The organism is Kitasatospora sp. UYEF31 (assembly GCF_057291755.1).
The window spans coordinates 20,128-32,901 of the sequence record NZ_JBXAWK010000063.1 but is presented as its reverse complement, the minus strand read 5'-3'; the positions used below and the strand labels follow the sequence as shown (position 1 = coordinate 32,901).

11 protein-coding genes and 2 riboswitches are annotated in these 12,774 nt (G+C 72.1%); of the genes, 3 read left to right on the top strand and 8 right to left on the bottom strand.

Features of this window, described 5'->3' with window-relative positions:
• Positions 1-392 precede the first annotated feature (392 nt).
• From AC0Z36_RS24830 to AC0Z36_RS24810, 5 genes are all read right to left on the bottom strand, one after another.
• Positions 393-1,703, bottom strand: coding sequence for a M48 family metallopeptidase (locus AC0Z36_RS24830; protein WP_485465261.1), 1,311 nt, complete (start codon positions 1,701-1,703; stop codon positions 393-395).
• A gap of 91 nt (positions 1,704-1,794) precedes the next feature.
• Positions 1,795-3,204: a hypothetical protein gene (locus AC0Z36_RS24825; RefSeq protein WP_485465260.1), complete on the bottom strand. Its 1,410-nt coding sequence runs from the start codon at positions 3,202-3,204 to the stop codon at positions 1,795-1,797.
• A gap of 195 nt (positions 3,205-3,399) precedes the next feature.
• Positions 3,400-4,488: a C40 family peptidase gene (locus AC0Z36_RS24820; protein ID WP_485465259.1), complete on the bottom strand. Its 1,089-nt coding sequence runs from the start codon at positions 4,486-4,488 to the stop codon at positions 3,400-3,402.
• Positions 4,489-4,499: 11 nt separating this feature from the next.
• A riboswitch (cyclic di-AMP (ydaO/yuaA leader) is annotated at positions 4,500-4,659 on the bottom strand.
• Positions 4,660-5,153: 494 nt separating this feature from the next.
• Entirely contained in the window at positions 5,154-6,479 is a 1,326-nt protein-coding gene (locus AC0Z36_RS24815) for an NYN domain-containing protein (RefSeq protein WP_485465258.1), read from the bottom strand.
• A gap of 189 nt (positions 6,480-6,668) precedes the next feature.
• Positions 6,669-6,905 (bottom strand): hypothetical protein, encoded by a 237-nt coding sequence (locus AC0Z36_RS24810; protein ID WP_485465257.1) that lies wholly within the window; start codon positions 6,903-6,905, stop codon positions 6,669-6,671.
• A gap of 107 nt (positions 6,906-7,012) precedes the next feature.
• Between AC0Z36_RS24810 and AC0Z36_RS24805 the strand changes: the two genes are divergently transcribed.
• The 3 genes from AC0Z36_RS24805 (at position 7,013) to AC0Z36_RS24795 (ending at position 8,949) form a co-directional block, all read left to right on the top strand.
• Positions 7,013-7,717, top strand: coding sequence for an exonuclease domain-containing protein (locus tag AC0Z36_RS24805; protein ID WP_485465256.1), 705 nt, complete (start codon positions 7,013-7,015; stop codon positions 7,715-7,717).
• 64 nt (positions 7,718-7,781) lie between these two features.
• A complete protein-coding gene (locus AC0Z36_RS24800) occupies positions 7,782-8,621 on the top strand; it encodes a rhomboid family intramembrane serine protease (RefSeq protein ID WP_485465255.1) in 840 nt (279 codons plus the stop codon).
• Positions 8,622-8,661: 40 nt separating this feature from the next.
• Complete coding sequence (locus AC0Z36_RS24795; protein WP_485465254.1) at positions 8,662-8,949, top strand: Lrp/AsnC family transcriptional regulator; 288 nt, start codon at positions 8,662-8,664, stop codon at positions 8,947-8,949.
• A 74-nt stretch (positions 8,950-9,023) separates the two neighbouring features.
• On the opposite strand, the gene AC0Z36_RS24790 is transcribed toward AC0Z36_RS24795, so the two are convergent.
• From AC0Z36_RS24790 to AC0Z36_RS24780, 3 genes are all read right to left on the bottom strand, one after another.
• Positions 9,024-10,415: an aminotransferase class V-fold PLP-dependent enzyme gene (locus AC0Z36_RS24790; RefSeq protein ID WP_485465253.1), complete on the bottom strand. Its 1,392-nt coding sequence runs from the start codon at positions 10,413-10,415 to the stop codon at positions 9,024-9,026.
• A 97-nt stretch (positions 10,416-10,512) separates the two neighbouring features.
• Positions 10,513-10,631, bottom strand: a riboswitch (SAM riboswitch).
• Between the two features lie 196 nt (positions 10,632-10,827).
• Positions 10,828-11,880 (bottom strand): anthranilate phosphoribosyltransferase, encoded by a 1,053-nt coding sequence (trpD, locus tag AC0Z36_RS24785; protein WP_485465263.1) that lies wholly within the window; start codon positions 11,878-11,880, stop codon positions 10,828-10,830.
• Between the two features lie 221 nt (positions 11,881-12,101).
• A complete protein-coding gene (locus tag AC0Z36_RS24780) occupies positions 12,102-12,533 on the bottom strand; it encodes a response regulator transcription factor (protein WP_485465252.1) in 432 nt (143 codons plus the stop codon).
• Between the last annotated feature and the right edge of the window lie 241 nt (positions 12,534-12,774).

Here is a 12,774-nt window from a genome sequence, read left to right as displayed (position 1 = left end):
GGCGGACAGCACAGCGAGGGCGCGCAGCGTCCCGAGCGCGCCCGGAGGGCGCGGCCCGACCGGGCGACGCGCGGGCGCCGAACAGCCCCGGAGCGCAGCGACGGGGATGTGAGGACGACGCCCGCGCTTGGAGCCCGGCGGACAGCACAGCGAGGGCGCGCAGCGTCCCGAGCGCGCCCGGAGGGCGCGGTTCGACCGGGCGACGCGCGGGCGCCGAGCGACGACTGAGCGCAGCGAAGGCGGCGTGAGGACGACGCCCGCGCTTGGAGCCCGGCATCAGAACAACCCGCGCTTGGAGCCCGGCATCAGAACAACCCGCGCTTGGAGCCCGGCATCAGAACAACCCGCGCTTGGAGCCCGGCATCAGAACAACCCGCGCCTGGAGCCCGGCATCAGCCCAGGTCCCCCGGCTCCGGCACCCCGTGGATGCGCGCCCAGGTCCTGGCCATCGCGATCCGGTCCACCGTCGTCGGGTGTGAGCCGAACAGCGTCGCCAGCACCGGGTTCGGCTCCAGGTTCGACTGGTTGGCCACCGCGAGGCGGCGCTGCATCTTCGCGAACGCCTCCGGGTCCTTGGTGAGGTCAAGCGCGTGCGCGTCGGCGCGGGCCTCCAGGCGGCGGCTGACGAGCATCTGCACAGGGCCGGAGAGCGTCGTCACCACGGCGAGCACCGCGAGCAGCAGTGCTAGCGAACGGGGGTCCCCCGCGCTGTCCGCCCCGGCCCGGCGCAGCAGCGGACGGGCCGTCACCAGCAGGCCGATGAGGCTGACGCCCGCGGCCAGGCCCGCGGCGCCGATGAGGGTCCCGTGCAGGACGTCGTCGCGTTTGGCGTGGCCGAGTTCGTGCGCGACGACGAGTTCGACCTCACGCTGGTCGGCCTGCTTGAGGAGCGTGTCGTACACGACGATGCGCCGGGACGGACCGAAGCCGGAGACGTACGCGTTGAGCGCGGTGGTGCGGCGGGAGGCGTCGGCGATGAGGACGTCCTTGACGGGGACCCCGTCCTGGTCGGCCAACTGCATCAGTTCGGTGCGCAGCGGTCCGGCGGGCATCGACTTGAAGTTGTTGAACAGTGGTTCGACGACGACCGGATAGACGAAGGACATCACGATGACCAGGAGCGCGCCGGTCCCGGCGGCGATGGGCCAGCCGGCCCGGGGCAGGGCCCGGATCAGGGCGTAGAGCCCCAGGAGTACGGCGAGCAGGACGCCGGTGGACAGCGCGAAGCTCTTGAGCGCGTCCAGGAGCCAGCCTCCCCAGCTCTGCACGGACAGCCCGTAGCGGCGGCTCACGCTCTCAGACCACGCGGAGACGGGCAGGGTCACGAGCCGGCCGGCCAGGGCCAGGGCGAGTCCGCCCAGGAGGAGCTGCCACACCCAGCCGCCGCCGAGCGGCCTGGCCGCGGCGTGGATGAGGCGGGCGCCCAGCGGGCTGAAGCCGAAGAGCAGGCTCACCACGAGGGACAGGGCCATCGCCAGGTAGGCCGGGGGCCGGGCGGCGCTTGACAGGGCGTGTCCGTGGGCGATCTCGGCGGCGGTGAAGTCGCGGGCGGCGTCGGCGTGGGCCGCGCCGCCGGGCGGCATGCCGGACAGGGGCCGCCAGGGGGTGGTGACGGCGATGGCGATGATCAGTACGAGTGCGGTGGCGGCCAGCAGCACCAGCAGGATGCGGCGGCCGGGGACCGCGTCGGCCCAGGAGGTCACAGGTTCTTCATCCCCGTCGTTTCAGCGGCTTCCGGCGCGGGAGCCGTAGCCGGCCCAGCGCCTGGTGGTTCTTCAGGACCCGGACGTGCGGTCATTTCAGCTGGGTCTTCACGTACGCGGTCCAGGTTTCGGTGAACGTGCCGGGAGTGGTCGCGAGCACGGTGCCCAGGGCCGCGGCGAGTGCGGTCTCCGGGGCGGGTGCGGGGGCGCCGGGGGCCGGTGCGGCGCCGAGCGTGCGGTAGAGCTCGACGAGCTTGGCCTGGCCCCACTCCGACGCGATCAGGCGGCAGGCGAGCCAGCCCATCTCGTAGGCCTGTGGGAGGTCGGTCTGGGTGGTCTCGAAGGCGGCTTCGTCCGGCAGTGCCCGCGGGACCTTGCCCGCGCGCACGTCGCGGCGCAGTTCGGGGGCGGCGCTGCGGACGGTCTGCCCGGAGTCGAGGTAGGCCACGTAGTCGGCGAAGCCCTCGGACAGCCAGGTGGGGGTCCAGGCGCGGGTGTGGGCACGGCTCGCGACGTGGCTGATCTCGTGGACCATCACGACGCGGCGTTCGGCGTTGCCCAGTTGGCGGAAGGCGTCGGGGTTGACGATGACCCGGTCGGCGGCGGCCGCGTCGACGGCGGCGCCGCGCTCGCCGGTGGTGACGGCGGCGATCCGGGCGTACTTCTGCGCGTCGGCGTCCAGGAGCCTGGCCATCTGCAACTGGTCCGCGGGCACGATGACCAGTGCCTTCCCGGCCCACTGGCCGCCCCAGACGGCGGTGACCTCGGGGACCGCGCTGTCGGCGTCCCGCTGGAAGCCGCGCAGTGTGCCGGGGTCGCCGATGCCGAGCACGGTGCTGCGCGCGCCCTGGAGGACGGTGACCTTCCCCAGGTCCCACAGCTGGGTGCCGCCGGTGTGCCCGGAGGTGGTGCCGTCGTCGGTCGCGGTGAGGTACCACGCGCCGCCGCGCAGGACGAAGGTCGGGAACTCCTTGGTGCGGACCGGGACGGGGTCGTACCCGGTGACGCGGTACGTGAGGTCGACCTCCGCGGTGAGGTACGGAGTGCCGCCCAGGGCCGCCTGCCGCTGTTCGGGCAGCGGGAAGGCGTCGGAGGCCGTGAGCTCGTACTCCCAGGACGTGAACGGCACCTGGGCCGCGTTGTCGAAGACCGAAGTCTGGGCCGTACGGAAGGCCGCCGCGGCCGGCGCGGGGTCCAGGGTGGCCAGGAAGGCGGGTCTGTCCTTCGTGCGGAAGGCTTCGGCGCGACGTTCGAGGAGTGCGCCGACGGCGGTGCGGCGGGCGTTGGCGTGCTGCTCCGCGGTGCCGGCGCCCGGCCCGGCGGGGTTCTGCGCGCCCTGGTGCCCCGGTGCCTGGGCGGTGGCCCGCGGCCGGCTGCCGGAGCCGCTGTGGACGACCGTGTAGGCGATCACGAACTGGAGCAGCGCGCAGACGGCGACCAACGGCAGCAGCCACCGGGGCCCGGCCCGGCGGACTCGGCCGGCCGATCTCTGCTCGCTCACGGACCTGATCGTACGAGACGGTCCGGAGCGGAGCGCACCGAACACCGCAGGAACAGCCGGGCGGTCCCGGGCGCGGCGCACCGGGCCGCGCGGGAACGCCCGGACGACCCCGGCCGGCGTGGACCGGGGTCGTTCAGTGCGCTGTGCGGACGGGCGGAACCCGCGGTCAGCCCGTGGTGCGGCCGGTGGAACCCGTCAGCCGACGCGGACGACCTTCGAGACCGGCATCGAGTTGACCGGCGCGTAGCGCACGGTCGTGCCGGTGCGCGGCGCGTGGATGATCTGGCCGTTGCCGACGTACATGCCGATGTGCGTCGCGCCGCCGTAGTAGATGACCAGGTCACCGGGCTGCGCGTCGGCGAGGGGGACCGTACGGCCCGCGCCGCCCTGGCCCTGCGAGGTGCGCGGCAGCGAGAGTCCGGCCTGCTTCCACGCCCAGCCCGTCAGGCCGGAGCAGTCGAAGGAGCCGGGGCCTGTGGCGCCCCAGACGTAGGGCTTACCGAGCGCCTGCTTGACTGCCGCCACAGCCGCCGCGGCCCGGCCGCTGACGGGGACGTTGACGTCCTTCTGGGAGTCGCCGCCCTTGTCCGCGTCGGCCTTGGGCACGGCCGGCTCGCGGTTCGCGCCGTCCCTGGAGGCGCGTCCGGCGTCCTCGCCGTGGCCCTCCTGGGCGAGCAACTGCTCGCGCTCGGCGTCGCTGAGGGTGTTGAGCAGTTCCTGGGCCTTGCGGAGCTTGCCCTCGACCTCGTTCTTCTTGTCGGTGAGGTGCTTGCGGGTGCTCTCGAGCTGGCTCAGCTTGGCGGCGGCCTCGGAGCGTTCCTGGGACAGGGCGCGCTTGCGGTCCCGCAGCTGGCTGAGTGTCTGGGCCTGCTGGGAGCTGACCTGGTCGAGGGCCGCGGCCTTCTGGAGGTACTGCCCGGGGTTCTCCGACAGCATCAGGCGCAGCGTCGGGTCCAGGCCGCCGCTGCGGTACTGCGCCGCGGCGATGGCACCCATGTCGCCCTGGAGTGCGGCGAGGCCTGACTGCTCGTCGGCGATGCGCTGCTGGACGTGCTGGACGTCCTGCTGGAGCTGCTGGTGCTTCTCCTCGTAGCCGTTGTAGTCCTCGGTCGCCACTTCGGCCTCGTGCTGCAGATCGTTGATCTGCTGCTTGACCTGCTGCTTGGTGGGCGCCGGGTCGGCGTGGGACACGTTGGGGGCGAACACCACAGCGGTTGCCGCTGCGGCGGTGAGCACGCTCACCCGGGTCTTGCTCGGCTTCTTGAGCCGGCGGTGGGACGCCACGAAGGCGGCACTCCTTCTTCCACGGCCGCCTACCGGGTTAGCTGTCGGGTTCGAGCCGGAAGATCAGCTCTACGGCCCGTGGTGCGGGCCGATTCACCCCATGGGGATCGGGTCCCCGGTTCCTTGGATGTCACCCCGATTGACACCTGCTGGATTCGGCGGGAGCCTCCGCCGCCACCCTGGCTGGGTGACTGATTGCGCGGTTGCTCGACCGCCGACACTAACCACGGTCCAAGATCGCTTCAAATCATTCGCCGGAATTAACCCCCGAGAGGGCCGGAAATCACCCGGAATCAGTGACGCGGGGTATCGAACAAACCACTCGTTGTTCATATTTTCTGCTTGCGTGAAACGTTTTTGCACAATGCCGCACAACCGTTCCGGAAGTCCCGGGATTGCGGGACCTCAGCCCTTCCCGATAACCCGATATCAGAGGAGATGCCTGGTCGGAGGCCATCCGAAGGGTCCGGCGCGGGTGCGCGCCGGGCGCGTTACCGCACCCCGCCGGGGTTCCACCAGGCCCGTCCAGGAGTGTTCATGTGGGATTCGCCACACTGTTGATTTCAAAAATCTCCGGAACATACGGAACCGCTCATTCGTCCCGGCCGTCCGGCGCGTCCGGAGTAGCGGACCCGGCGGACCGTCCCGTAGTCGCGCAGCCCGGTTCAGCCCCGGGCCAGGCGGCGGAGCAGCATCATCGACAGGACGGGGCGCGCGCCCGCGCGGCGCACACCGTCGGCCACCTCGCGGTCGGTGGACACCACGATCACCGGGCGGCCCGGCGGCTCCGCCCGGACCAGCGCCCTGATCAGGTCGTCCGCCGTCTGCCCCGGCTTGCTGAACCGCACCCGCACGCCCCGCGGCGGCGCGAGCAGCACCGGGGTGGACAGCTCCGCGCCGTCGAACACGCAGGTGATCTCGGCGCCCGTCTGCGCCGCCAGGATCGCCAGGCCGCCCAGGAGCCTGGCCCGCTGCTCGGCGAGCGGCAGGGTGGGGTAGCCGGTCTTGGTGACGTTGTAGCCGTCGATGACCAGGTGCGCCTGCGGCAGGTGGAGCAGTTGGTCGAGCAGCACCGGGTCGTCGTCGCTGGTCCCCCGCTGGGGGATGTCGAGGACCGAGTGCGCGACCGGGGAGACCGCGTCCACTGTGTCGGCCGGCCTGACTGTCACCGGCGGCAGCGCCAGCTCCCGGCGCAGCCCCTGCGCGGCCTCCAGAACCGTGTCCAGGAGCAGTCTGATCCGGGTGTCCTCCAGGTGGCGGCCCTCGCGGGCGGCCTTGCGCCCGGCCTCCAGCTCTCCTTCGACCTGGGCGAGGCGGGCCCGCAGCCTGCGGGCCTCCTTCTCGGTGGTGGACACCACCTGCCCGGTGCCCTTCTGGATCTCGTCCAGTTCCACTTGCAGCAGCTTGGCCTGCTTCTCCGCGTGCTTGGCGGTGCCCTGGAAGCCGCGGATCTGCCGGCGCAACTGGTCGGCCTCCTTGCGGACGGCCTCCAGTTCGGTGCGCAGACCGTCGAGTTCGGCCCGGGAGGAGGAGCGCAGCGCGGCCAGTTCCTTCTCCAGGCGTTCGATGGTGGCGACGGCCTCCGAGTCGGCGTGGTCGGCGGCGGCCTTGACCGCGGCGTCGCCGGCGGCGGCCACGATCCCAACCCAGCCGTCCGGGCGCAGCAGGTAGGCCGCGGCGGCCACGTCCAGCGGGTCGGCGGCGGCCGGTACAGTGCCGGCGTCCAGCGCCTGCGCGAGGTCGGGCAGCGCGGCGCGGACGCGGTCCGCTATACGGCCGCGGAACACCGCGTCACCCTCCAGGGCGGCGGCCAGCGGGGTGGCGGCGAGCTTGGCGCGCTTGGCGGGCGTGAAGCGGGCCAGCCGACGCAGCGGCAGCGGGATCTCTTCGACGGGCATGGTGCCGACCGCGTCTGCGGCGATGCCCACGACGCGCTGGCGCACCCCTTCGGGCAGCGGGCCCGTCCTGGGTTCGTCTGCTGCGCTGGTCACTGTTCCTCCGCCGTCCTGGTGCGCTCAGCCTGCCGCGCTCTGTCCACTGCTCCGCTGTGACACCCCGTGCCTTCCTGACCACCTACCCATTGATCATGGCGTGTTTCCACCCGAAAGTGGACCTGCCACCCTGAATTTCCAGGATGCGGCAGGTCCACTCGGTGGCCGGTCGGGGTCGTCCGCCCGGCTCTACCCGGCGTCGGGCTTCGGCACCAGCTCCACCGAGCCGGTCGCGTTGCACCAGCGGCAGCGGACGGATTCGATGTTGTCCTCCAGCACTTCGCGCTCCTCGACCTTCGGCTCGCCGGCGAGGTCCAGGTGGACGAACTCCACCGCGCGGGTGGTGCGGGTCACGTCGAACCGGGTCAGGTTGCCGCACAGTGAGCAGCGCCACCGGGTGTCCTGGGACGGGGCGGGCAGCGACATGCGCGTTCCTCTCTGGTGCACCCGCAGGGGGCGGGGCCACGGGGCCGGCGCACCCGCGCGGGGTCGGTATGGGGGTGTGTCGGGGCGGAACCGTACCGTCCAGTCCTATGGACAGCACGATGCCCGGCGATCCGGGCCACGACGGCTCGGCCCCGCCGGACAGTACCGCCCTGGACGGGGCCGGGCGAAACCCGCCCGCGGGTCAGGACCCGGCGCGCGCTGCGCCGGTGGAGCACCAGGTGTTCGTCGTCGTGGACGTCGAGACGACGGGCCTCGACCCGGAGTGCGAGCGGATCACCGAGATCGCGGCGGTGCGGGTGCGCGGCGACGAGGTGCTGGCCGAGTTCGCCTCACTGGTGGAACCGGGCGTTCCGATACCGGCGTTCATCACCACCCTGACGGGGATCTCCGATTCGACGGTGTCCGGGGCGCCGCCGCTGCGCCTGGTGCTGCCGGCGTTCCTCGACTTCGCCCGCGACGGCGTCCTGGTGGCGCACAACGCCCCGTTCGACACGGCGTTCCTGCGGGCCGCGTGCCGGGCCTGCGGGCTGGACTGGCCGGAGTTCACGGTGGTGGACACCCTGACGCTGGCGCGGGGTGTCCTGGAGCCGGGCGAGGTGCGGAACAACAGACTGGTGACCCTGGCCGCGCACTTCGAGTCCCCGGCCCCGCCGGCGCACCGGGCTGCGTCGGACTGCCGGGCCACGGTGCATGTGCTGCGCGGCCTGCTGGCGCGGCTGCACGAGGCGGGGGTCCACGACCTGCGCGGCCTGGTGGAGCGGTCCACTCCGGCTGCCGGAAAGCCCCATTAGGCCGTACGGATGACCGTGCCCCGTCCACCGGGCCGTGGTCCCGCCTTCGGGTGACGATCGTTGGATGCTGATCCCCGTACACGACGTGAACCCGGTACGGCGGACTCCTGTGGTCACGTACGCCCTGATCGCGGCGAACGTGCTGGTGTTCCTGCTCAGTCCGCTGTCCGGGTTCGGGCGTGGCGGGGACGCCCCGCACCCGCAGCAGCAGGTGTGCGCCGAATCGCAATACTACTACCGGTACGGCGCGATCCCCCGGGAACTGATGTCGGGCAGGCCGCTGGCCGGCACCCCGGAGCTGGTGCGGACCCAGTCGGGGCCGCCGGTGAAGTGCGGTCGCACCGACACGTCGGACAAGTCGCCGGTGCTGTCCGTGCTGTTCGCGATGTTCATGCACGGCGGCTGGCTGCACCTGATCGGCAACATGCTCTACCTGTACGTCTTCGGGAACAACGTCGAGGACCGCATGGGCCGGGTCCGGTTCACGCTGTTCTACCTGGTCTCGGGCTACGTGGCGACGTACGGTTTCGCCCTGACCGACCCGAAGTCGGCGCAGCCGCTGGTGGGCGCGTCCGGTGCGGTGTCGGCGGTCCTGGGCGCGTACCTCTTCCTGTACCCCAGGGCCCGGGTGACCTCGCTGGTGCCCCTGCTGTTGTTCCTCCCGCTGCGCTTCCCGGCGTGGCTGGTGCTCGGGGTGTACTTCGTCCTCCAGTGGCTGTACTTCCGCGGCATCGGGGTGAGCGGCGACGCGGACATCGCCTACTCGGCGCACGTCGTGGGGTTCGTCCTCGGCTTCGCCTACGCCTGGCTGCTGTACCGGCGGCGCGGCCCGGCGGCACCGGTCGCGGCACCGGTCGCAGAGCTGGACACAGCTGCCCCGTCGGCCGTACCGCCGTCCGGATAGGCTCGTGCCGACACCCCGTCAGTGTGCGAAAGGATTCCCCGTGATCACCGCGATCGTGCAGGTCAAGGCAGCCGTCGACCGCATCCCCGAGATCGCCGAGGCGATCACCGCGATCGACGGGGTCAGCGAGGTGTACTCGGTCACCGGCGAGTTCGACCTGGTCGTCATGGTGCGGGTGCCGCACCACAACGACCTGGCGGAGGTCATCCCGGGGAGGGTCAACAAGGTCCCGGGCGTCGAGCACACGGCGACGCACATCGCGTTCCGTACGTATTCGAAGCACGACCTCGACGCGGCGTTCGCCATCGGGCTGGACGACGGCGTCTGAGGAATCCGTACGCCTCCGGTCTGTTCCGCCGTAGCGCCCGGAAGCCGGGCGCTGCGGCACAAGGTCAGGAACCGTCAGACCGGCAGCTTCGTGGTGTCCCGGGGGTCGCCGACGGCGATACAGCGGCCGCCCTCGACCGCGTACTCCCAGCGGGGCCCACGCTCCACGAGTTCCGTGACAGCCGCCACGAAGCGGTCGATGTGCTCCACGGGGGTGCCCGCGCCGAAGCTCACCCGGATGGCGTTGAGGTTCAGTTCACCGTCGGGCGCGTCCGGCGCCCCGCACTCCCCGGGCTGGTCGGCCCGGCCGCCGAGCAGGCGGCGCACCAGCGGGTGCGCGCAGAACAGCCCGTCGCGCACACCGATGCCGTATTCGGCCGACAGTGCGGCGGCGAACCGTGAGCTGTTCCAGTCGTCGACCACGAAGGACAGGACGCCCACCCGGTCCGAGTCCGGGCCGAAGAGTTCGAGCGTACGGACTTCAGGCACTGCGGCGAGTCCCGCGCGCAGCCGGGAGAGCAGTTGCGCCTCCCGGGCCGCCAGCTCGTCCTGACCGGCCTCCTGGAGGGCCTTGCACGCGGAGGCCAGCGCGTAGGCGCCGATCACGTTCGGCGAGCCGGCCTCGTGCCGGGCCGGGCCCTGGTTCCACTCCACCGAGTCGAGGGTGACCTTCTTCGACGCGCCGCCGCCGGCCAGGTACGGCTCGGCCGCGTCCAGCCAGTCGGCGCGTCCGGCGAGCACGCCCGCGCCGAACGGGGCGTACATCTTGTGCCCCGAGACGGCGATCCAGTCCACGTCGAGGTCCTTGACGGACACCCGGTGGTGGGGGGCGAGCTGGGCGGCGTCCAGGACGATCCGCGCACCGTGCCTGTGGGCGACGGCGGTGAGTTCGGCGACCGGGAAGATCTCGCCGGTGACGTTGGACGCCCCGGTCACGCAGACCAGGCGCGGACCGTGGCCGGCCTGGGCGAGCGCGGCGTCGAGGGTGGCGACGGCCTCGGCGGGGCTGGCGGGGGCGGGCAGGTACGAGACACCGGAGTCGCGCCGCCACGGCAGCAGCGCGGCGTGGTGCTCGGACTCGAACACGAACACCCGGGTGCCGGCGGGCAGGATGTCGGCGAGCAGGTTCAGCGAGTCGGTGGTGCCGCGGGTGAACAGCAGCGTGTCGTCTTCGCGGCAGCCGAGGAAACCGGCGACGGTCCGGCGGCTCTGCTCGTACAGGTCGGTGGACAGCTGCGAGAGGTAGCCGGCGCCGCGGTGCACGCTGCCGTAGTACGGCAGGTAGGCGGCCACGTCGTCCCACACCCGCTGGAGGGCGGGGGCGCTGGCGCCGTAGTCGAGCGCGGCGTACTGCACGGTGCCGCCGGTGACCAGCGGCACCTCGATGTCGCGTCCGGCGACCGCGAGCGGCGCGGCGATGGTGCCGGTGTCAGAACAGGGAACGGCCGTTTCGGCGTACGACGACATACGTCACTCCAGGGTTCTTACTGGACCCCTGGCGCCTGGCCGGAGAGGCTTTCAGCGACACTGCCGTCTGGTTCGTCCTGCCCAGGGCAACGCTAAGGGTCCGCGCTTGCCGTATGCGTCTTCGCACACAGCCTGGTCGTCACCCGGGGGCACCCCGCCGCGGAGGGAGGGTTGCCGGACAGCCAGCCGGGGCCTTGAAAACTGTCACTCGTGACCTGCATGGATTATCGACAGACCGGATCTTCTGTCGCAACCCTGTTCCCCTGTGTCCCGCATTCTGGGACCGGCGTCCCACCACGACACCTGATCCCGATTCAGGACAAACCCCCGGTTTGCCGCCCCCACGGAAGAGGACCCCTTCCGTACCCCTCAGGAGGGTACGGAAGGGGTCCGCGGTTCCCTGTCCCGTGCTTCAGTAGGCGCGGGTCACTTCCACCCAGCGGTCCAGGGCCGCCCGGGCCCGGCCGGAGTCGATGGCCTCCGCCGCCCGCTCCATGCCGCCGGCCAACTGCTGGGTGAGCGATCCGGCGCCGTCCCCGAGGGTCGCCAGCGCGGCGGCCGAGTTCAGCACCACAGCGTCGCGTACGGCCCCCTTCTCCCCGTCCAGGAGACGCCGGGCCACGTCGGCGTTGTAGGCCGCGTCAGCGCCGCGCAGGGCCTCGATCGGGACCAGCGGGATCCCCAGGTCGCGCGGGTCGAGGCGGTCTTCCCGGATCTCCCCGTCGCGCACGATCCACACCTGCGAGGTGGTGGTGACGGTCAGTTCGTCCAGACCGTCGTCGCCGCGGAACACCAGCGCGCTCGCACCGCGGTCGGCGAGCACTCCGGCGACGATCGGGGCCATCCGCAGATCGGCCACCCCGATCGCGTTGTGCATGGCACGGGCCGGGTTGGTGAGCGGGCCGAGGAAGTTGAACGTCGTCGGTACGCCGAGTTCCCGGCGGGCCTGCGCGGCGTGCCGCAGCGCGGGGTGGAAGCGCTGCGCGAAGCACAGGCTCAGGCCGGTCTCCACCGCGGTCGTACGGACCTGCTCCGGCGTCAGGTCGAGCACCACCCCGAGCGCTTCGAGCACGTCGGCCGAGCCGCTGGCCGAGGAGGCCGCCCGGTTCCCGTGCTTGACCACGGTCTCGCCGCAGCCCGCGACGACGATCGCGGACATGGTGGAGATGTTGACCGTCTTGGCCCGGTCGCCGCCGGTGCCGACGACGTCCACGATCCGCCCGGGGACGGTGATCGTGGTCGCGTGCGCGTACATCGCCTCGACCAGCCCGGAGACCTCGTCGACCGTCTCGCCCTTGGCGCGCAGCGCCACGATGAACCCGGCGACCTGCACCGGCGTGGCCGCCCCTGACATGACCTGGTCCATCGCCCATGCGGTGGCCTGGGTCGGCAGGTCCTGACCGCGCATCAGCGCGGACAGTATCCCCGGCCAGGAACGGACCTGCTCGAGGTCGTTGCCGGTCATCGCGCGATGGCCGCCCATGGTCCGCTCCTTTTCCCGTCATACGTCATTACGAGGACGGCAAGAGCTTATTCATCCGATGCCGGGCGCCGGGCGCGGGCGTCATCCTCCCGTCCCCGTCCCCGTCGCCAGCGCTCCGGGGCCCGCGCGTCGCCCGGAAGGACCGTGCCCTCCGGACGCGCTCCGGGACGCTTCGCGCCCATCGCTCCGCGGGTGCGGCTCCGTCAGGCGGGGGTGAGGCCCGCCGCGCGCCTGCGCAGCAGGTCGGCCGCGGCCCCGGCGAGCACCATCGGGTCCAGCGGGTGCGCCACGGCCGCGTCGGCGCGGCACCAGGTGGCCAGCCAGTCGTCCTGCGGGCGGCCGACGAGGACCAGCACCGGCGGGCACTGGTAGATCTCGTCCTTGAGCTGCCGGCAGATGCCCATACCGCCGACGGGGGTCGCCTCGCCGTCGAGGACCACCAGGTCGATGCCCCCCTTGTCCATGGCGGCGATGACCACGGGCTCGGTGGCGCACTCGAAGTACTCGACCGCCGGCACGTCGGCGGCGGGGCGGCGGCCGAGGGCCAGGATGACCTTCTGCCGGGTGTTGCGGTCGTCGCTGTAGACGAGGACCTTCACGCTGTCGCCGCCGTGCTGGTCACTGCTGTGCGCCATTGCCCACCTGTCCGGGTCGAAAATAGGACTCCACGGAATGTGACGCGGACAACATTAGGGCATCAGGGGCGCCGGTAGGCCAAAGATCGCGACAGAGCGAAGCGGCACCCCCGTCAGGCGACAGAGCGAAGCGAGGGAGCGCGTCCGGCGGACGCGGCCTGACCGGGCGACGCGTCGGCGCCGAGCGGCTCCGGAGCGAAGCGACGGCGGGGGCACCTCCCGGACGGAGTCCAAGGGAGGG

Coding starts and splice junctions, on each gene's coding strand:
- AC0Z36_RS24810 (WP_485465257.1), bottom strand. CDS start 6,905: ATGTCGCTGCCCGCCCCGTCCCAGGACACCCGGTGGCGCTGCTCACTG.
- AC0Z36_RS24805 (WP_485465256.1), top strand. CDS start 7,013: ATGGACAGCACGATGCCCGGCGATCCGGGCCACGACGGCTCGGCCCCG.
- AC0Z36_RS24800 (WP_485465255.1), top strand. CDS start 7,782: ATGCTGATCCCCGTACACGACGTGAACCCGGTACGGCGGACTCCTGTG.
- AC0Z36_RS24790 (WP_485465253.1), bottom strand. CDS start 10,415: ATGTCGTCGTACGCCGAAACGGCCGTTCCCTGTTCTGACACCGGCACC.
- trpD (WP_485465263.1), bottom strand. CDS start 11,880: ATGACCGGCAACGACCTCGAGCAGGTCCGTTCCTGGCCGGGGATACTG.
- AC0Z36_RS24780 (WP_485465252.1), bottom strand. CDS start 12,533: ATGGCGCACAGCAGTGACCAGCACGGCGGCGACAGCGTGAAGGTCCTC.